Genomic DNA, 18,588 nt, shown 5'->3' on the forward strand with positions numbered 1-18,588 from the left:
ATAGAAAAAGTTTCTTATAGTAAATAAACTCGTTTTACTATTATTTATTTTTACGGTGAATATATGGATATTATGCTAATGATAAAAGATTTTATATATCGCTATTATATTTACCCGATAGAGGCAAAACAAGGCTATAATTTAATTCAAACTGCTACATATGGGGTATTTCTTTTTTTTATGGTTTATTTATTTTATAAAGTATGTTTAAAATTAAAAATAACTGTCGATAGGCAATTTGCGGAAGTAACTGTATTTTATATAATACTTATAACACTTATGAGGTCACTAGTTGATGCAGGATTTTTTCCAAGATTATATTATACAGTAACACCGGGAATAGTTGTATTTGTCGGCATTTATTACATGCTTTCAATAATTATTTCAGGAACCATATTAAAAAAGAAATATTATTTACTTTCAATAATAATGGCAATCGTTCCAATTTTGTACATGTTTTTCGAGTTTTCTACTAGAATAACGCAAATTGAATCGGTCGCTTATGTCTTTGGAATTCTTAGTACAAGCTACCTTTTAGCACTATTTATTATAGAAAAAATAAAAAAAGTAAAGTTAGATAGAATTGACAAATATGCAATATTTTCACAACTTGTCGATGCTGCTGCAACTTCTGTTGGCATTGGAATATATGGTTACTGGGAACAACATCCAATTCCAAGACTACTAATGGATTATTTTGGGCCTTATTCAATAATACCTGTGAAATTAATGGTTGCCTATTTTGTACTTGATGTATTTAACAAAGAAGTTAAGGATGATAATCTAAGAAATATTTTAAAAATAACAGTAATGGCATTAGGACTTGCACCGGGTCTTAGAAATCTTTTTAGGATGATAATGGGTGTTTAAATATAAATAATGATAAAATGCTTTTTAGGTTATATTGGTGATATTTATGGAAGAAATAGTAATTAAAATGACAGAAGAAAAAATGGAGGACTACATGAAAACAAACGTTCAAGAAGGTGACCATATAGAAGTTTATTTTGGTAGATGTCACGTTGAAGGAACTGTTGACTCAAAAGAAGACGGTTTTTTTAGGGTGGATACCGATAACAAATCAATGGGGCTCATGGAATTTGATATTGGAAACATTGCAAGAGATGTTTTAGAAATCGTACACATCAATGAAGAAAAAGATAAAAAAGTAATTTTAGTTATAGAATAAAAATTTAAGATTTTTTCAAGTGATAGCGTGTTTATGGGAGCTACTACAAAGGACGGAATGGATATTGCAGATAAATCACGAGAAATTGTAAAACGTAAAATATTTGAAGTACTAAATGAAAAAATAGATTTATATTCTGATGAAGAGATGGGGTTAATTGAAAGAGTAGTTCATGCTACGGCTGACCCAGAATACGCAAAATTAATTTTATTTAACAATGGGCCCATAAAAAATTGTTTAGATGCGTTAAATAACAAAAAACCAATAATTACGGATATTTCAATGGTAAAAGCCGGAATAAGATATAATAACATAGTATGCACTATTTCAGATAAAGAAACATTTGAATATGCAAAAAAATACGGAATTACAAGGGCAGTTGCATCTATTCGGTCGCTAAAAGACGAAATTGATGGAGGAATTATTGTAATTGGGAATGCACCTACTGCACTACTTGAAGTCATACGACTATACAATGAAGAAAAAATACGGCCCAAACTAGTTTTGGGCGTACCAGTTGGTTTTGTAAAGGCATCCGAATCAAAGGAATTACTTAGAACATTAAATATACCGTCAATTTCAACAATTGGCCCAAAGGGGGGAACCCCTATTGCAGTTTCGCTCATGAATGGCATTATTGCATTAAGTAAAAATGAAAGAATTTAAAATCTAAGATTTAAAATTTAATAATTTTTAAATTATTCCATTATTCTATCATAAATAGAATCTAAATCCACGTTTATAGGGTCTTTTAAAACGTAAACTGGATATCCCTCGTTTTCATATCTTGGAATAATGTGAAAATGAACGTGGGGAACCTCTTGACCGGAAACTTTTTTATTATTATTTAAAATATTAAAGCCATCCATTTTTAAGTTTTTTAACTGTTTTACAACCTTATAAATTACTTCCATCATTTCACACGCTAGTTCTTTTGGAAGTTCGTCAAAAGTTTCAAAATGTTCTTTAGGGATTATTAGTGTATGTCCAACAGCCCTTGGAAATGCATCCATAAATGCTAAAAATTTCTCGTCTTCATAGATTATTCTTGCAGGAATATCTCCTTTAACAATACTACAAAAAATACACATGGGTACTCACCATAAATTTTTCAAAATAGCAATATGATTTAAAAAGTATAAAAATATGATTCAAAAAGTATTCAGCCTTAAATACACCTATGATATATATGATATATTAAATATGGTTTTTTATATACGGATATTTTTTAGTAACCTTTAGTAATTTTTATAGTTTAAAATTGAGAAATTGGGGGCATAATTTTCCTTTATCGTTAAAGTACCGTAAAGTTTAATAAGTTATTTCATTTATGGAATATAAGGTGAATTTATGGACGTGTTATTGAAAATAAGTTATTCGTTAGTTATAACGCTTTTACTTGCAGTATTTATATATGCTAAAAAGTACCTAGATAGCGTTGGAATAATAGGTTCTTCAATAATGGCGTTTATAATACTTTTTATAGCGGATTTAAGGTGGCTTATACTTCTTATTTCGTTTTTAGTACTTGGAAGTTTGGCAAGTAAAGCAGGATATTCTTTAAAAAATGCAATTAAAATGGCAGAGTCAAAACGTTCATTAAAAAACGTACTTGCAAATGGATTAATGGCCGTATTATTTGTTTTAGGATATTATTTTGGAATTTTAACTCAAGAAATTGCTTTAATCGGATATATTGGTTCAATTGCAGCTGCAAATTCGGATACTTTTTCTTCAGAACTGGGGATGCTTTCAAGAGAGACTCCAAGGCTGATATCCAACTTTAAAAAAGCTGAAAAAGGTACTGATGGTGCAATAACTTTTTTTGGAACTTTTGCAGGACTTATGGGTGCTTTATTAATTGGTGTAATCTCCTATGGACTTTTTAATGATTTAAACGTATTAATAATTGCAACAATTGCAGGAATGGCCGGAAATATCTCTGATAGTTATCTTGGAGCATTTTTTGAGCGTAAAAAACTTTTAAATAATGAACACGTGAATTTCATTGCAACGCTTGTCGGCGGAATTTTTTCAATCTTCCTATATTTTATATTATAACTTCAAAAATTATATGTACTTTTTACAACCCATATAATAATATAGCTATTTGAGGGATAACGTGAAAAGTTCCGACTTTTTTCATTCTTTAGAAGTTGATAAGGTTTTTTCAGACCTTGATTCCTCGCCAAACGGCATTTCAAAAAAAGATGCAGATGAAAGGCTGAATCGATTTGGAGAAAATATTATAGAAAATTACGAGAGAAGTAAACTTTCTATATTTTTAAAACAATTTATGTCTCCTGTTATCTATGTTTTAATATTTGCAGCGATTCTGGCGTTTTTTATAGGTGATACAAACGATTTTTTAATAATAATCGGGATTGTAATTATAAACAGTTTACTTGGATTTTGGCAGGAGTCAAAAGCTGAAAGTTCATTAAAAGCACTTAAAAAGCTTACCGAACAAAGAGCATTTGTTTTTCGAAATGGTGAAGTTATTGAAATCCCTTCTTCAAAAATAGTTCCAGGGGATGTTTTAATGCTATCCGAAGGAAACGTCATTTCAGCAGATTTAAGACTTTATGATACAAAAGGCATGTTAATTGATGAATCTACAATTACTGGTGAATCGATACCGGTAGAAAAAGATGGAAAAGTAATTTTGCCTGAAAAAACATTACCTTATGATTTAAAAAATATGGCATTATCTGGAACCGTAGTTGTTAGGGGTTCAGGAAAAGGAATAGTTGTAAAAACGGGTAAAAATACTTATTTGGCGTCTATCGCAGAAAAAGTAAAGGAAAAATCCCCTGAAAGTCCGCTTACAAAGGCAATAGGCCAATTTTCAAAAAAATATATAGTACTGCTTTTTATAATCCTTTTTACTGTTGGTTCATTTGGACTATATGGTGGAATTGATATACCAACAATGCTGTATATACTTGTAGCTTTAATGGTTTCAGCAATTCCTGAGGGGCTTCCAATTGTTATAACATTAGTTTTAGCAGTCGGTGCTCTTGAACTTAATAAGAACTATGTACTTGTAAGGCACCTTCCTTCCGTAGAAACATTGGGTAGTGCGACTGTTATAGCATCTGATAAAACCGGCACAATTACTACTGGGAAAATTGCTGTTTCTGAAGTGTTTCCTGAAGAATTTGATGATATAGAAGTAATATCTGCACTTGCAAACGAATCTGACGGGATTCATGGTGACCACATGGATTTAGCACTTGTTTCATGGCTAGGGATTGAAAAATATCACAAAATAAGAAAAAATAACCCTACTTTAGAAATATTTCCGTTCGATACAAAGAGTAGAATGATGGGTTCACTAAATAATGTTATTAATGGTCAAAAATTATTTATAAAAGGTTCTTACGAGTTTTTAAAAGAAAAATCGACAAACAAAAGTTTTAAAGAATTTGACCAAGCCCACGATAAAATGTCAGGTAATGGCCTTAGGGTACTTGCATTTGGTGTTGGCGAAGGGGACATAAAAAATCCAAGCACTTGGAAAATTGAAATTAAATCTTTAATAGGATTTTCTGACCCTCCAAAAGAAGGTGTTAAGGGGGCAGTTTCAACTGCAAAATCTGCAGGAATACGGGTTATAATGATAACGGGTGATAACAGCCTTACAGCAAAAAAAATAGCTACTGAAGTTGGCATATATTCTGAAGGAGATGGCTTATTAAGTGGTGTTGACATTGAAAAGCTAGATGATGAAGAATTAAAAGATGCTTTAAAGGGCGTAAGCGTAGTTTCTAGGGCATTACCCGAACATAAATACCGAATAGTAAAAGCCCTGCAAAATAGTGGGGAAATTGTTGCGGTAACTGGAGATGGGGTAAACGACGTACCTGCCTTAAAAGTTGCAGATTTGGGTATTTCAATGGGTGAAGGAACCGAAGCTGCAAAATCCGTTTCAAAAATGGTTTTAGTAGATAATAACTTATCTTTGATTGTAAAGGCAATAAAACAAGGACGATTAATTACTGAAAATATTAGAAAAGTTATATATTATCTTATTTCTGCAAATATGGGTCAAATTGTATTAATCTCTCTTTCTATAATCATGGGATTAAGTCTACCATTGTTTCCCGTTCAAATACTTTGGATAAACATGGTTACTGATGGAGTACAGGATAAAACATTCCCATTTATCAAGGAAGAATCAAATTTAATGAAAAGAAACCCATTAAGGCCCGAAAATAGGGTTTTTGATAAGGTTCAAATTTATAGGATATTTTATGCGGCAGTATCTCTTGGACTTATAAATCTTGCACTCTATTTCCATTTACTAAATATAAACTACCCTTACATGGAAATTGTAACGATTTTATTTACTTCAATGGTGGTTTCAATATGGTTTAATGGAATACAGGCACAAAAAGAACACGAACCATTCTTTAAAAATATCAAGAGAAGCATAACAATAAATCCATATATATGGGTTGGAGTTTTAATTGGAATAGTTTTACAGTTACTTGCAATATATGTATTTTCAGACTTATTTAAAACAGTTCCGCTAGATATTTTGGATTTTAGTTACGTTTTAATAACTTCAGTACTGTTTTTTATAACGCTTGAAGTTAGAAAATGGGCTGAATATTTATATAATAAGAAAAATAATCCAATCCTTTAACTTAATAAAAATAAATATTATCTTATTTTTTAAGGAATTTAAACCGTGATAAATTGAAAACTGTTGTAATTTTAGTAAATCCAAAATATGGCGGAAATTTGGGCGCAATTGCACGAAATATGATGAATTTCAATGTTTCAGAACTTAGAATTGTTGGAAATTCTGATATACTTGATAATGATGCATATATTCGTGCAGTTCACGCTAAAGATATTTTAAAAAATGCAAAATTTTATAAAAGTCTTTCAAATGCAGTTTCAGATATAGATGTTACGGTTGCAACTACCGGTGCAGTCTCAGGTGATCGGAATATAAAAAGAATTCCAATTACGCCAAGAGAATTAGCAAAAAATCAAAAAGAGAATGAAGGAACACTAGGAATTGTTTTTGGACGGGAAGATGATGGTTTAAAAAATGAAGACGTAGAGTTATGTGATATTTTGGTTTCTGTTCCAACGTCTGAAAAATACCCTATAATGAACCTTTCTCATGCAGTTTCAGTAATTCTTTATGAGATATATTATGAATCTGTTTCAAGTGATATTCCGTATAACTTACGCATGAAAAATGCATCAAAAATTGAAAAAGAAATGCTTTTAAGATTTTTTAACGAATTTGTAGATATTTCTAACGCAGTTCCGGAATATAGAAAAGAAATATGTAAAACAATATTCAAAAGAATAGTTGGAAGAGCATTTATTTCAGGAAAAGAAGCTAATTCTTTAATATGCGTATTTAAAAAAACTGACCTAAAATAATATGGAAAGTTTTTTAAATGTTGCATGCGATAATATCATATTATATACCTACAGTATCGAGGAAAGGTGAGGGGAATGAGTGTATCAGGAGCACAGGGAAAGACATTAGTTTTAAAATATGAAAATAACGAAGTAATATTTAAACTAATAGATGAAGGGGAAAAAGAGATAGATTCTGTTTCAATGGATGTCGAGACATCTGCATTATTTGTAACTCTTTTAAACCACGGCGTAGTAACTGCTGAAGAGATAAACCGGAAATTTAAAAAAGAAGGTATAAAACTTCAAAAAATACAGGATGTAGGAACGTGCTTTGCAAATGAAAGCAGGGTTTCGATTGCAATACTTCCGGCAGATGACAAAAGAACGGCATCGATTCTTGTTGGGATACACAAAGAAGAAGAACACTCTTCAATAATAATAAAACCAAAAAGAGCTGCTTATTTAGGAATCTCCCTAACAAAAATTTTAATAAATAATATGGAATAAATTAATGAAGTTAATACTTTTTAATTATTCAATTAATCTCTTTTGAAATCTTTCTTCAGCTATATCGTTTATATCAAGCGATATGGGGCTTAATCTTTCATAATCAAGTGCATAATTTTTTCCGGCAGATGTTAAAAGATGCGGATTTATAAACAAGCATTTGCTCTTGATTTTTAATGCAATATATGGGATTCCACCAAATAATTCTGAAAATTCAATTAATTTTTCGACATTTTCATTTGGAATGTAATATTTATCTTTTGACGTTGATTTACATTCTAATATGATGGTTTTACCTTTTTTTCCAGCAATTAAATCAACACCATGGCTTCCAGCACTTCGTATGACTGCAAAACCTTTTTTTTCAAGTTTTTTCTTTAATTCCCGTTCAAAAGTGGAACCTTTTTGGTATTTTTGAACCATAATTTCACAATACAGTTATTAAATTTCGCTTATAATTTTTTTAAATTTAGATACATCAATTTTTTTAGGCTTTATTTTTTCATATTGCCGTTCTAGTTCTAACTCATCTATTTTTTCAACTTCAATTGCAGAAAGAGCTCTTGAAATTCTTGTTAAAACTTTTTGTTCCGCTTCTAGCTGGTGAAAACCTTCTCTTGGGCCACCTTTCCTAAATGCCCTACACCTTCTTTTATCCCAAATTGGAAATCCCCTATCTTTACAGAATATTTTATTTTTTTCAAGGTTCCTTACAAGTTCAACAACTTTATCAACGACCTCATCGTCTGCTTCAATAAATGCACCAAAACAAGTTTCTTTTACATTCATATCGTATTCTAAAGAGTTTAAATACCTAAACAATCGTGAAGGTGAAGTTTTTGCATCTTCTGACAAGACAATTACTTTTGATTTCATAAAAACCACCAAATTTGAACTATTTAATGAAGTTAGAGTACCAGATTTCATAATTTTCTTCTACATAATATCTTATGTCTTTTGGGTTTAAGCCATTTAAGTAGGAATATGTTGAAATCCCTCCTGCACCAACGCCTTCTTTTACTGAACCTTTACAATATGCTTTTAAACCATCAATTTTTGAATTCTCGTAGCCAAATTTAGATGCAAATAATGGGACGTCGCCAATTTGCTCTATAATATTTTTTAAATCTGCATTTTTATCGTTTAATACAAATTCGGTAGTACTTATTCCTATTAACCCACTTTTAAGAATTTTTGGGTTTATTTCGTTTATAACTGCAAGAACCGAAGCCATCTGTGTTCCACCGGCAAGTAAAACCGGCTTGTTTTTTAAAACTGCGGAAATAGCCATACCTGCAACAACAGGCATCATTTTATCCCCTACTGCATTTAAAATATCAAAAACATCGTTTGATTTTGAATTTTTAATTCCACTTTCAACGACACTTAATTTTAACTCTTTAGGATTTTCAACTGAACCAGAGCTTATTTTGTCCTTTGCATCATAACCTAAACCTAAAAGAACCCCTAATGCAGTTGTAGTGCCTCCTGGAACGCTTTCTCCAACTATTAAACTTTCATAAATTGTGTTTTTTGAAAGAATCTTTCCACTTCTAAATAATTCTTTTGAATTATCCATTGCAAGACCGTACCTAATGTCTCCAGTAGGTTTTTCATCAATCGATACGTATGGAATTTTTGGTTTTACATAGCTTCCTGCATCAACCGTTAAAACAGGTAAATCAAGCAAATCGACAGCTGCTCTTGTAATTGTTGCAGGGCTTGGGCAACCTGTCGCATCTATTGGGGGATGATTTAAAGATAGACTTTTTCCAAGAGTTACAAGCTCCATGTCAGCAGCAGGCGTATAATCGATTACTGATTTATTAACTCCTGAAATTGGAACGTATTTTGTAGTTTCAATTGAAGAAATAACGCAGGAAAATAACCCCTTTGTTTTTTTAAGTTTTTCTAAAAATCCGTTTTCATTAATAGATATAACTGGCATTTTTTCACTTAGCTTCTAATTTTCACTTTTAATTTTAATTAATATTTATTAGTTTTAATTAATCTTTATTTCCAATATATTTTAAATCATGCCTCATATTTTATGTCTTTAGTCGTCATACTTTACCTTGTTTTCGATTATATTTTATCATTGTAGCTTTAAATAGTATTTTAAAAAATTCGTTTAAACTTATTTGAATATATTAATATTTTTAATAACCGAAATATTTATATACTAGAATACCCTTCCTATACTATGCTCTTGAAACACAATGTAGAGACGGGGGCCCGTGGCCTAGTCTGGATACGGCACCGGCCTTCTAAGCCGGGGATCGGGGGTTCAAATCCCTCCGGGTCCGTTTTAATAAATTTCAAGGTAAATGCTCCGGTGGTGTAGTCCGGCCAATCATGCTGGCCTTTCGAGCCAGCGACTCGGGTTCAAATCCCGGCCGGAGCACTTTTTAATTTTAGAAATATTAATCGATATATTTGATTATAATAATATATTTTATTTTTTTATATATCTTTCGACAATTATCGCATCTATTTTCGACTTTATCCTTAAAAACGTATAAATATTTAATTTAATATATAAAAATGAGAATTTATAGAAAAGCAATTTAGAGATATCAATCCAGTCTTTTTTATTACTATTATATCATTAAGCGAGGGATATCAATGGTGAAGATAACAGATACCACCTTTAGAGATGCGCACCAGTCTTTAATGGCTACAAGGCTTAGAACTGAGGACATGTTGCCAATTGCAGAGAAAATGGACCAAGTTGGGTTTTATTCTATGGAAGTTTGGGGCGGTGCAACATTTGACTCATGTATTCGATATTTAAACGAAGACCCATGGGAAAGGTTACGGGACTTGAAAAAAAAGATACCGAACACGCCATTACAGATGTTACTTCGGGGACAGAATTTAGTTGGCTATAGGCACTATCCTGATGATATTGCTGAAAAATTCATTAAAAAATCAATTGAAAATGGTATTGATATTATTCGAATATTTGATGCATTAAATGACATCAGAAATGTTGAATTTTCAATAAAGATGACTAAAAAATACGGTGCAGAGGCACAAGGTGCAATATCCTACACAACAAGCCCTGTTCACACAACTGAACAATTTATCGAGCTTGCAAAGAAATTTGAAGAATTAGGCTGTGATTCAATTTCAATTAAGGACATGGCGGGGCTTTTAAAACCTTACGATGCAAAAGAACTTATAGGTAGGTTAAAAGAGGAAATTTCAGTACCTATCGACCTACATAGCCACTGCACTGCAGGAATTGCTCCATTAACATATATGACCTCTGTAGAAGCAGGAATTGATATTTTAAATTGTGCAATGTCCCCTTTATCAATGGGCACTTCACAACCGCCTGTTGAAAGTATTGTAGAAGCTTTAAAAGGTACTAAATATGATACGGGTCTTGATTTAGTACTACTAACGGAAATTAGGGACTATTTTGATGAAATTCGCTCTAAATATAAATACTTGATAAGTTCAATTTCAGAACGAGTTGATGCAAGGATTTTAAGATACCAAGTTCCGGGAGGCATGCTCTCAAATTTAGTATCTCAATTAAAAGAACAGGGTGCACTTGACAAGTTTGAAGAAGTTTTAAATGAAATTCCAAGGGTTAGGAAAGATTTAGGTTATCCTCCCCTAGTTACTCCGACATCACAGATAGTTGGAACTCAGGCAGTAATGAATGTTTTAACCGAAGAAAGGTACAAAATCATCACCAACGAAGTTTCAAATTATTTAAAAGGATACTACGGAAAATCACCTGCACCAATTAGCAAAGACCTCTTAAAAAGGGCTCTTCAAGATGGCGAAAAGCAGATAACTTGTAGGCCTGCAGATTTACTTGAACCGGAATACGAGTTAAGGAAAAAAGAAGCTATGGATAAGAGAATAGTTTCAAAAGAAGAAGATATTCTAACCTATGCAATATACCCTCAAATTGCAGTTAAATTTTTAAGGGGGGAAGCAAAAGCAGAAGCAATTCCTCAAGAAAAAGACATTTCAAAGTTCATGGAAATTCCAAACGAGTATATAATTGAAGTAGATGGGGAAGCTTTTAACGTTAAGGTGGAGCCAGTATATGGTTCAAGAGCAAAAATTGAGAAAAAAGAAACCATAACTGCCGAAACAGAAGGTGCAGTCATATCTCCGTTTAGGGGACTCGTGACCAAATTAAATGTAAAAGTCGGATCTGAAGTTAAAGCAGGGGATTCAATTGTAGTTTTAGAAGCAATGAAGATGGAAAACCCTGTAAATGCCCAAAATGATGGAAAAGTTGAAAAAATAATTATTAATGAAGGGGAATCCGTAAATGTGGGCGATATTTTAATGATTATTAAATAACTTCAAATCGCTTTTTTTATTTTTTATAATGATAAACTAAAAGTAATTTCAGAACGAGGAATATCATGTTTAAAAAAGTACTGATAGCAAATAGAGGGGAAATTGCAGTTCGGGTAATACGTGCATGTACTGAACTTGGCATAAAAACCGTTGCAGTTTACTCGGATGCTGATGAGCATTCTTTATACCGAAGCCTCGCAGATGAATGTTACCCGATTGGTGAAGCGCCTGCATTAAAGAGTTATTTAAATATAGAAAGAATTTTGAAAGTTGCTGAAAAAGCAGGGGTAGATGCAATTCACCCCGGGTACGGATTTTTATCAGAAAACGTTAAATTTGCAGAAGCATGTGCTAAAAAAGGAATAGAGTTTATCGGACCACCAACAAATGCAATAGACGTTATGGGGAGTAAAATCAATGCCAAAAAGGCAATGAAAGATGCCGGTGTTCCAGTACTTCCTGGAAGGGAAGAGCCGATTGAAAATGAAGAAGATGCAATTTTGGTTGCAGAAGAAATCGGATATCCTGTTATTATAAAGGCATCCGCAGGTGGTGGCGGCATCGGGATGAATGTGGTTTATAATAAAGAAGAGCTCGTTGATACAATAAATTCCACAAAATCAATTGCACAGAGTGCTTTTGGTGATTCAACAGTATTTATTGAAAAATACCTTGAGAAACCAAGACATATAGAAATACAGGTTGTTGCTGACAAATTTGGGAATATTATTCATCTTGGGGACAGGGAATGCTCAATTCAAAGGAGACATCAAAAATTAATTGAAGAAGCACCTTCTCCGATAATGACTGAAGAATTAAGGGCTAAAATGGGGGAAGCTGCCATAAAAGCTGCGAAAGCAATTGATTACCACAGCGTTGGAACAGTTGAATTTTTATACAGCAATGGTGAATTCTACTTCCTTGAGATGAATACAAGAGTTCAAGTTGAACACCCGATAACTGAAGTAGTTACTGGAGTAGATATCGTAAAAGAACAGATAAAAATTGCAGCTGGGCATAAATTGACTTATACTCAAGATGAAATCACATTCAGGGGCCATGCAATTGAATGTAGAATTAATGCAGAAGATGCAATAAATGATTTTGTTCCCTCTCCCGGGAAAATAAAATATTATAGATCTCCAGGGGGCCCAGGTGTAAGGCTTGACAGCGGTGTTTTTGGCGGTGCAGAAATTCCTCCTTACTATGACTCGATGGTTGCAAAAATAATCACGTATGGATTAACAAGAAAAGAAGCAATTGAAAGAATGAGAAGAGCTCTTTCAGAGTATATCGTTCTTGGAATTATTACAAATATACCATTTCATAGGGCAGTTTTAGAAGAAGAAAATTTTTCAAAAGGTAATTTTTCAACACACTACGTTGAAGATAATTTATGTACTTTAAAACGCTCTATGATGAAGTATGCAATAGAAGCAAAGGAAGATGAAAAAATATTTAGCGACAAGGTATTTCATGATAACAAAAAAGTTATTGCACTTGCTGGGGGACTAAATGCTTACATTACCAATGTTTCAAATAAAAATTCAGATGACAACAAGAAAAAGTATTCAAATAATGACTGAATTAAAAATACCTTAAATAATAATTTATGTAAATTCTTGGATTATCGATACCTTTATATATTAATTTTCTTATCTTTATATAGTGAAAATGAGTTCGTGGTCTAGTTGGCTATGATACCGCCCTGACACGGCGGTGATCGGGAGTTCGAATCTCCCCGGACTCACCATTACTTTTTTAGAACTATATATTTATTAATTTAAATTAATATATATACACAAACGTTATTTAAATAAAAAAAGTACAAGTTTTAACATAACAAAAAAGCTGTGAAAATATGGCAGGTTTTTCCGGAGTTTATGGCGTATCCTTTCTTTCAATAGTCCTTTTACTTTCATTAACTGTGCTTTATGTATCGGTTGAATCAAACCTTGACTTATTTATTAATGCAAATGATGATCATGCAGAATATCTTTTAAAAAAATCAAGGGAAAACTTGACTGTACAAAAACAAAGTATTAATTCTACTGGATTTTTAAATATTACAGTCTTTAATTATGGCGATTTGGTTCAAGATACGTCTAAGTGGACTATAGTTTTTGATGGTATAATTTTAAATGATGTAGCCATAACTACTCAATATATTGAACCTCTTTCAAATACTAGTATATATATTGATACCCCATACAATGTAACTACAATACTCGGTAAAAGAATATTAATTGCAGGAGAATATGGCGGAACATTTATAAAAGAGCTTTATTAAATCGTTTTAAGTTTTAATTAAAAAACTAAGAATAATTTTTTATTTTGGACGTAATTCTGCATCTTTTATAAGATAATGCCCTGAAATTCCATCAAAAGTTAATTCATAATCTAAAATTTCTATTTTTTCTTTAAAAAATGGTGCATCAAAAACAAAAGTCTCTGCTTCCCCTCCTTCAAAGGCCTTATTTATCCTGTATTTTTCCATTATTTTTAATAATTCTTCAATATTGGTTTCATTAATTCTTTTTCCAAGCCATTTTTTATCAAGGCCGTATGCAGAAACACTAACAATTCTAAAATCAAAGAATTTTGAAGTATCTCTAAGAATGGTTTCCTGCTCTTTATGCCAAAGGGGCGCAAAAGATTTTATCCCAATTTCCTCACAGATGTGATCGATTCTAGTTCTTTGGTATTCACTTGCAAGGGCTCCACTTACAACACAATCTATATCAAGATTTTCAAGCTTTTTCTGTAAATCAAGAATCTCTTTTTCTTTTTCACCCTTTGTTACGACTTTTACAAGTTCTATTCCGGTACTTTCAGATACCAAATCCGTTAATTCCACGTTTGGAACGTGAAACATATAACTTTCTTTATTTTTTGACAAAACATTTACTAAATATTCAACATTCCAGCTTTGGTTTAAAGCCCAGAATAGTGCATAAGCGGAATCTTTTCCACCGGAATAAAGTGAAGCAACATTCATAATTTTTCACGAAAACTTTTTTTAAAATAAAAACTAAAAAAGTAGTTTAAATATTTATTCTAATTTAAGGTCAAATATAACCCAACCTGAACTAATTCTACCATTTTTAAAAAGTATTCGTTTAGATTTTGAATCTTCCACCACATTTTCAAAAAGCCAGTAACCTTGAACTTTATCAAGGGCCGGAATTTTTGAAATCCCACTTAGGGTACCGCCTGATGTGAATTTGTAAATTGCACCACTTTCATCGGTAATGTAAATATCTGAAGGAGTAAAGTCTTTTGCTTGGCCGTATTTATTTTCAACTTCAAGGTCAACCCTAAATACCGTTTTTTTGGTTTTACCGTATGTTGTATAATATCCACTTCGTAAAACAGTTATTTTTACATCATCTAATGTATCATGATCGATTCCTAATACAGAATTTTTAATATATTCTTCTTCGGAAATACTTAAAAGTTCTTCTTCAGAATAATAAGGAATATTTACGGGCCTAGTGTCTTTACTTATTGTTTTTCCTTCTTTTGAAGTAAATATAACTTCAGCATATCCTTTATCCGTCATACCTTTTGAAATATCCTCTTTAAAAACTTCAAGGACGTATCTACTACTTTCGCCTACATTTTTAAAGTCTATTAAAAATTCATTTTCATAAATTTTATTATTATTGTCATCATATATTTTTAACTTTGCATTACCGTTTGGGGAAATAATATTTCTATTAGAATCCGCAAATACGAGTGTAAACTTTAAAGAATTGCCAGTTTCTGCAGCATAAAATGTTTGAATGTATTCTACATTTTCTAAAACGCCATTAGCCTTTTCAATTTCCTTTTGAATATTTTCTCCAGAATCATTATTTAAGTCAATGCAACCAGATAGAATTAATACTATAGATATATAGAATAATCCTTTAAACAATTTTTTTAACATATTTAACCTCTAAAAAATCTATAAAATAAGTTTGGATTTTAAATTATAAATAAGATATACAAAAACTCTTTGAGATATTAAAAAAAGATATTTCTAATATTTAATTTAATTTAATTTAATTTACAGGTAAAAAACCATTATTTTCAATGATTTTTTGACCATTTGGCCCTAAAATATATTCAATAAAGTTTTGAACACTGTTTTCAGGTTTTCCATTTGTAAGAATATTCAATGGCCTATATATTTTATAAATTCCTTCTTTTACGTTTTCCTGAGTAGGCTCTACTCCGTTAAACATAAGTGTTTTAACGGAATCGTCAACATAACCTATTGAAATATAGCCTATACCATTTTTATCCAACGAAATTTTTGACTTCATTTCGCCATTTGATGAAACCATTAGTGACCTTGGAGAGATATTTCCTTTTAAAAGCCCTTCATTTAAGAAAGTTTCATGAGTTCCACTTTCTTCTTCCCTAGTATAGATATTTATCGGGTTATTACCTCCCCCAATTTCGTTCCAATTTGTAATTTCCCCAGAATATATTTTTTGAAGTTCTTTTGTCGTTAAGTCAGATACGGGATTTTCTTTATGGGTTATTATTGCAATCCCATCTAAACCTATTTTATAAACCACCATATTTGGATATTTTTCTTTTTCCTCAGATTTTAAATCTCTTCCGGCCATTCCAATTGTTAGGCGCCCTTCACCAGTTTCTTTTATTCCAAAACCAGAACCTCCACCTGTAACTTCAACCTGCACGTTTCTATTTTCATGCATGTATTCTTTTGAAATATCTTTCATTATTGGAATTAATGCAGTTCCACCAGCAGTTTTAATTGAAACAGTTTCTCCAGAACTTTCAGTAGATATACAACCACTTAAACATAATGTTGAAATTATGAGTAGTGATATGATTAAATTATAGAATTTCAAATTACCACCTTAAAAACTAAAAAATAAATTGAGTTTATGTATTTAAATCATTTCTAAAAATGCTTCAAGCCTTGTTTTTATCTGTTCTTTATCGCTTTCAGAATAATCGGTTTCTATTCTTACTATTGGTATACCCACTTCTTTTAATTTTTTCTCGACTAATGCTCCTTCAATATTAAAAGTATGACAGTTTTGAAGAGTATAGTATATTACGCCATCTGCTTTCTGTTCATCTACTAATTCCTTGAGTCTTTTAATTCTATCTTCATTACTATAGGTGCAAGCACAAGGAATTTTAAAATATCGGCTAGATAAATCTTCAATTGAGTATCCTTCAACATAATTTTCAAACTGCCTAGTTCCGGTACATGATTCTTCTCCAACGACTACTCCACCGATATTTTCGACTATTTCTGGAATTTTGGTGTTTCCAGCAACCATTGGGCATCCTGCAATTAATATTCTTTTTCCAGAGTAACCTTCATTATTTTCAACTCTTTCTTCGAGTTCATTAATTAAATTTTCAATAATTCCAGTAATCGTATTTATATCTAAAAGATAAGACATTTGGAATAATTTTAAAGCGTCAGTTCCCTTTATAGGGCTTATTTTATTTCTCCTAAGTTCATAAACCTTATAAAACAATTCTCTTAACTTATTTACTTTATCAATGGCTTCTTTTAACTTTTCTTCAGTAATTTTGTTCCCTGTTTCTTCTTCAATTAGTTCTTTTAAATCCCTTACTTCTTCCAACCATAATTTAGCAGATCTTTCATCTCTAAAATGTGGCAATTGCATAACATGCAGTTTTACCATTTCAGACATGTGTTCAAACATTTTTTTCTTTCCATCACAAGTAGTTTCTCCAATAATAATGTCAGAAGCTTCAATGTATGGGCAGGCTTTGTCTTTTTTAAATCCATATGATGATTTGATTAAAGGGCAAATATTTCTCGGTAAATCTTCTTCTGCTGAAGGAATTGTCACTTCTTTCCCACCACAAAGTCCAACCGGAATTGCATCAGCTGCTAAAATTAATTCAGTAGGTACAAATGTACAAAACAATCCGAATACCTTTTTTCCATCATTTTTTTGACCGTATAATTCATCCCTTCTTTTTGAAAATGCATTATTTAATTCATCAATCGACTTTAAACCATCCATATTTTCCACCAGAAATTTTAAATAGTACTTATATATTAGATTTTCTAATGTGTGGATAATTTCCACGAAAAAAACCTTAATTATAAAAATGATTTATATAATATAAATATTTTTATTAGTATATCTAATATATAACAAAATATTTAAAAAAATAATATTATATATTATAATATATTATTAAATAAAAAATTCTTTAAATTAAAAAATAACATTATTAATTAACTGCAATTTTAAGTAACTGCAATTTTAAAAAACAAAATTAATTCAAAAGATTAAAAAATTAAGGCAGGTAAGATAATTATGGTAAGTAAAATACCAACGTATGTACCATAAAAAAATTTAAGGAATTTAAAAAAATTTAATTTAAACGGTATTTTTTTATTTTACGGAAAATAATGGCAAAACTGTTTTTTTATAGGTTTCATTTAAAACTTCTGCAAATCCCGTATATATTGCAGAAGAACCACATATTATGCCCACTACTCCAGCAATAGTTGTTATCTGTGAACTGCCTGTAATGTCCCCTGCTGCAAGCAGGAAGAATAATAATGTAAGACTCCCAAATACGAATTGTAATGCCCGATTTGCTTTAAATGTTCCAAAAAACATTCCTAATGTAAAAATACCCCACATTGCTAAATAAAATGCCATTTCAGTTGGACTAGATGGATTTGCAATTCCTAATTTCGGCATTACCAATATTCCAACAAGGCTGAGCCAGAACAGCCCGTATGATGTAAATGCTAATGTTCCAAACGTATTTCCTTTTTTCCATTCCATTATTCCCACAATAACTTGAGAAAGTCCCCCATAGAAGATGCCCATCGCAAGAATCATAGACCCTATATCAAATAAACCAACATTATGTAAGTTTAATAGTACCGTAGTAATTCCAAAGCCCATAAGTCCTAAAGGAGCAGGGTTTGCAGTAGTATCTCTTATTGCGGTATTTTGTTCTTGCATAGTTTTACCTCAATTATCATGATTAATCATTATAAATACTGATATATATAACTATAGCATTTAAAAATTATTGTAAAAATAAACTGTTTATATTAATTTTTAAGTTATAACTAATCTATAATTTAAATAAATTTAAATGGGATTAATCAAAGTTAACAAAAAAATTTAATGGTT

General features: G+C 31.2%; 19 protein-coding genes and 3 tRNA genes. 13 read left to right on the forward strand and 9 right to left on the reverse strand.

From position 1 onward, the window contains the following. The first annotated feature begins 63 nt into the window (after positions 1 to 63). The 3 genes from MEVAN_RS06905 to MEVAN_RS06915 are packed head-to-tail and all read left to right on the forward strand — an operon-like array spanning position 64 to position 1,855. Complete coding sequence (locus MEVAN_RS06905) at positions 64 to 870, forward strand: DUF63 family protein (protein ID WP_012066151.1); 807 nt, start codon at positions 64 to 66, stop codon at positions 868 to 870. Positions 871 to 916: 46 nt separating this feature from the next. After that, complete coding sequence (locus MEVAN_RS06910) at positions 917 to 1,189, forward strand: DUF2097 domain-containing protein (RefSeq protein ID WP_012066152.1); 273 nt, start codon at positions 917 to 919, stop codon at positions 1,187 to 1,189. A 33-nt stretch (positions 1,190 to 1,222) separates the two neighbouring features. Continuing rightward, complete coding sequence (locus MEVAN_RS06915) at positions 1,223 to 1,855, forward strand: cobalt-precorrin-8 methylmutase (RefSeq protein ID WP_012066153.1); 633 nt, start codon at positions 1,223 to 1,225, stop codon at positions 1,853 to 1,855. 32 nt (positions 1,856 to 1,887) lie between these two features. Here MEVAN_RS06915 and MEVAN_RS06920 read toward each other — a convergent pair whose 3' ends face one another. Then, positions 1,888 to 2,280: an HIT family protein gene (locus MEVAN_RS06920; protein WP_012066154.1), complete on the reverse strand. Its 393-nt coding sequence runs from the start codon at positions 2,278 to 2,280 to the stop codon at positions 1,888 to 1,890. Between the two features lie 259 nt (positions 2,281 to 2,539). On the opposite strand from MEVAN_RS06920, the gene MEVAN_RS06925 reads away from it, so the two are divergent. The 4 genes from MEVAN_RS06925 (at position 2,540) to MEVAN_RS06940 (ending at position 7,087) form a co-directional block, all read left to right on the forward strand. Next, positions 2,540 to 3,250, forward strand: a complete 711-nt coding sequence (locus MEVAN_RS06925) for a TIGR00297 family protein (RefSeq protein ID WP_012066155.1) — start codon at positions 2,540 to 2,542, stop codon at positions 3,248 to 3,250. A 61-nt stretch (positions 3,251 to 3,311) separates the two neighbouring features. Next, positions 3,312 to 5,840: a cation-translocating P-type ATPase gene (locus tag MEVAN_RS06930; RefSeq protein WP_012066156.1), complete on the forward strand. Its 2,529-nt coding sequence runs from the start codon at positions 3,312 to 3,314 to the stop codon at positions 5,838 to 5,840. 53 nt (positions 5,841 to 5,893) lie between these two features. After that, positions 5,894 to 6,598 (forward strand): RNA methyltransferase, encoded by a 705-nt coding sequence (locus MEVAN_RS06935; RefSeq protein WP_012066157.1) that lies wholly within the window; start codon positions 5,894 to 5,896, stop codon positions 6,596 to 6,598. Positions 6,599 to 6,673: 75 nt separating this feature from the next. Beyond that, positions 6,674 to 7,087, forward strand: coding sequence for a hypothetical protein (locus MEVAN_RS06940; RefSeq protein WP_012066158.1), 414 nt, complete (start codon positions 6,674 to 6,676; stop codon positions 7,085 to 7,087). 24 nt (positions 7,088 to 7,111) lie between these two features. Here the strand turns inward: MEVAN_RS06940 and hjc are convergent, their stop codons facing one another. Genes hjc through cobT form a run of 3 tightly spaced genes read right to left on the reverse strand, consistent with a single transcriptional unit; the run spans position 7,112 to position 9,035 of the window. Further along, positions 7,112 to 7,510 (reverse strand): Holliday junction resolvase Hjc, encoded by a 399-nt coding sequence (gene hjc / locus MEVAN_RS06945; protein WP_012066159.1) that lies wholly within the window; start codon positions 7,508 to 7,510, stop codon positions 7,112 to 7,114. A gap of 18 nt (positions 7,511 to 7,528) precedes the next feature. Next, positions 7,529 to 7,963, reverse strand: coding sequence for a methanogenesis marker 6 protein (locus MEVAN_RS06950; RefSeq protein ID WP_012066160.1), 435 nt, complete (start codon positions 7,961 to 7,963; stop codon positions 7,529 to 7,531). A gap of 19 nt (positions 7,964 to 7,982) precedes the next feature. Beyond that, complete coding sequence (cobT, locus tag MEVAN_RS06955; RefSeq protein WP_012066161.1) at positions 7,983 to 9,035, reverse strand: nicotinate mononucleotide-dependent phosphoribosyltransferase CobT; 1,053 nt, start codon at positions 9,033 to 9,035, stop codon at positions 7,983 to 7,985. Positions 9,036 to 9,318: 283 nt separating this feature from the next. Between cobT and MEVAN_RS06960 the strand changes: the two genes are divergently transcribed. The 6 genes from MEVAN_RS06960 to MEVAN_RS06985 all read left to right on the forward strand — a co-directional run bounded on the left by MEVAN_RS06960 (position 9,319) and on the right by MEVAN_RS06985 (position 13,709). Further along, positions 9,319 to 9,393: transfer RNA gene (locus MEVAN_RS06960), tRNA-Arg, on the forward strand. A 23-nt stretch (positions 9,394 to 9,416) separates the two neighbouring features. After that, a tRNA-Glu gene (locus MEVAN_RS06965) sits at positions 9,417 to 9,491 on the forward strand. 221 nt (positions 9,492 to 9,712) lie between these two features. Then, positions 9,713 to 11,419 carry a sodium-extruding oxaloacetate decarboxylase subunit alpha gene (gene oadA / locus MEVAN_RS06970; RefSeq protein WP_012066162.1) on the forward strand — a complete coding sequence of 569 codons (1,707 nt, stop codon included), beginning with the start codon at positions 9,713 to 9,715 and terminating at the stop codon, positions 11,417 to 11,419. A 65-nt stretch (positions 11,420 to 11,484) separates the two neighbouring features. Beyond that, positions 11,485 to 13,005: an acetyl-CoA carboxylase biotin carboxylase subunit gene (locus MEVAN_RS06975; protein WP_012066163.1), complete on the forward strand. Its 1,521-nt coding sequence runs from the start codon at positions 11,485 to 11,487 to the stop codon at positions 13,003 to 13,005. Positions 13,006 to 13,095: 90 nt separating this feature from the next. Further along, positions 13,096 to 13,172 (forward strand) — tRNA-Val (locus MEVAN_RS06980). A 108-nt stretch (positions 13,173 to 13,280) separates the two neighbouring features. Continuing rightward, positions 13,281 to 13,709, forward strand: a complete 429-nt coding sequence (locus MEVAN_RS06985) for a flagella protein F (RefSeq protein WP_012066164.1) — start codon at positions 13,281 to 13,283, stop codon at positions 13,707 to 13,709. Between the two features lie 39 nt (positions 13,710 to 13,748). On the opposite strand, the gene MEVAN_RS06990 is transcribed toward MEVAN_RS06985, so the two are convergent. From MEVAN_RS06990 to MEVAN_RS07010, 5 genes are all read right to left on the reverse strand, one after another. Continuing rightward, positions 13,749 to 14,417, reverse strand: coding sequence for a diphthine--ammonia ligase (locus MEVAN_RS06990; protein ID WP_012066165.1), 669 nt, complete (start codon positions 14,415 to 14,417; stop codon positions 13,749 to 13,751). 54 nt (positions 14,418 to 14,471) lie between these two features. Next, positions 14,472 to 15,350: a hypothetical protein gene (locus tag MEVAN_RS06995; RefSeq protein WP_012066166.1), complete on the reverse strand. Its 879-nt coding sequence runs from the start codon at positions 15,348 to 15,350 to the stop codon at positions 14,472 to 14,474. 115 nt (positions 15,351 to 15,465) lie between these two features. Further along, positions 15,466 to 16,287: a phosphate ABC transporter substrate-binding protein gene (locus MEVAN_RS07000; RefSeq protein WP_012066167.1), complete on the reverse strand. Its 822-nt coding sequence runs from the start codon at positions 16,285 to 16,287 to the stop codon at positions 15,466 to 15,468. Positions 16,288 to 16,329: 42 nt separating this feature from the next. Further along, the gene (locus tag MEVAN_RS07005; protein WP_012066168.1) at positions 16,330 to 17,451 is read right to left on the reverse strand and encodes a double-cubane-cluster-containing anaerobic reductase; all 1,122 of its coding nucleotides are present in this window, start codon (positions 17,449 to 17,451) and stop codon (positions 16,330 to 16,332) included. A 378-nt stretch (positions 17,452 to 17,829) separates the two neighbouring features. Then, positions 17,830 to 18,414 (reverse strand): acetate uptake transporter, encoded by a 585-nt coding sequence (locus tag MEVAN_RS07010; RefSeq protein ID WP_012066169.1) that lies wholly within the window; start codon positions 18,412 to 18,414, stop codon positions 17,830 to 17,832. Between the last annotated feature and the right edge of the window lie 174 nt (positions 18,415 to 18,588).

It is taken from the genome of Methanococcus vannielii SB (assembly GCF_000017165.1).
Taxonomy (GTDB): Archaea; AGJL01; Methanococci; order Methanococcales; family Methanococcaceae; genus Methanococcus; species Methanococcus vannielii.

What these genes read in the sequence shown, in the direction of transcription:
- MEVAN_RS06915 (WP_012066153.1), top strand. Translation starts at nt 1,223, where the DNA reads ATGGGAGCTACTACAAAGGACGGAATGGATATTGCAGATAAATCACGA.
- MEVAN_RS07005 (WP_012066168.1), bottom strand. Translation starts at nt 17,451, where the DNA reads ATGGATGGTTTAAAGTCGATTGATGAATTAAATAATGCATTTTCAAAA.
- MEVAN_RS06925 (WP_012066155.1), top strand. Translation starts at nt 2,540, where the DNA reads ATGGACGTGTTATTGAAAATAAGTTATTCGTTAGTTATAACGCTTTTA.
- oadA (WP_012066162.1), top strand. Translation starts at nt 9,713, where the DNA reads ATGGTGAAGATAACAGATACCACCTTTAGAGATGCGCACCAGTCTTTA.
- MEVAN_RS06975 (WP_012066163.1), top strand. Translation starts at nt 11,485, where the DNA reads ATGTTTAAAAAAGTACTGATAGCAAATAGAGGGGAAATTGCAGTTCGG.
- hjc (WP_012066159.1), bottom strand. Translation starts at nt 7,510, where the DNA reads ATGGTTCAAAAATACCAAAAAGGTTCCACTTTTGAACGGGAATTAAAG.
- MEVAN_RS06985 (WP_012066164.1), top strand. Translation starts at nt 13,281, where the DNA reads ATGGCAGGTTTTTCCGGAGTTTATGGCGTATCCTTTCTTTCAATAGTC.
- MEVAN_RS06940 (WP_012066158.1), top strand. Translation starts at nt 6,674, where the DNA reads ATGAGTGTATCAGGAGCACAGGGAAAGACATTAGTTTTAAAATATGAA.
- MEVAN_RS06905 (WP_012066151.1), top strand. Translation starts at nt 64, where the DNA reads ATGGATATTATGCTAATGATAAAAGATTTTATATATCGCTATTATATT.
- MEVAN_RS06990 (WP_012066165.1), bottom strand. Translation starts at nt 14,417, where the DNA reads ATGAATGTTGCTTCACTTTATTCCGGTGGAAAAGATTCCGCTTATGCA.
- MEVAN_RS06910 (WP_012066152.1), top strand. Translation starts at nt 917, where the DNA reads ATGGAAGAAATAGTAATTAAAATGACAGAAGAAAAAATGGAGGACTAC.
- cobT (WP_012066161.1), bottom strand. Translation starts at nt 9,035, where the DNA reads ATGCCAGTTATATCTATTAATGAAAACGGATTTTTAGAAAAACTTAAA.
- MEVAN_RS06950 (WP_012066160.1), bottom strand. Translation starts at nt 7,963, where the DNA reads ATGAAATCAAAAGTAATTGTCTTGTCAGAAGATGCAAAAACTTCACCT.
- MEVAN_RS07010 (WP_012066169.1), bottom strand. Translation starts at nt 18,414, where the DNA reads ATGCAAGAACAAAATACCGCAATAAGAGATACTACTGCAAACCCTGCT.
- MEVAN_RS06920 (WP_012066154.1), bottom strand. Translation starts at nt 2,280, where the DNA reads ATGTGTATTTTTTGTAGTATTGTTAAAGGAGATATTCCTGCAAGAATA.
- MEVAN_RS06995 (WP_012066166.1), bottom strand. Translation starts at nt 15,350, where the DNA reads ATGTTAAAAAAATTGTTTAAAGGATTATTCTATATATCTATAGTATTA.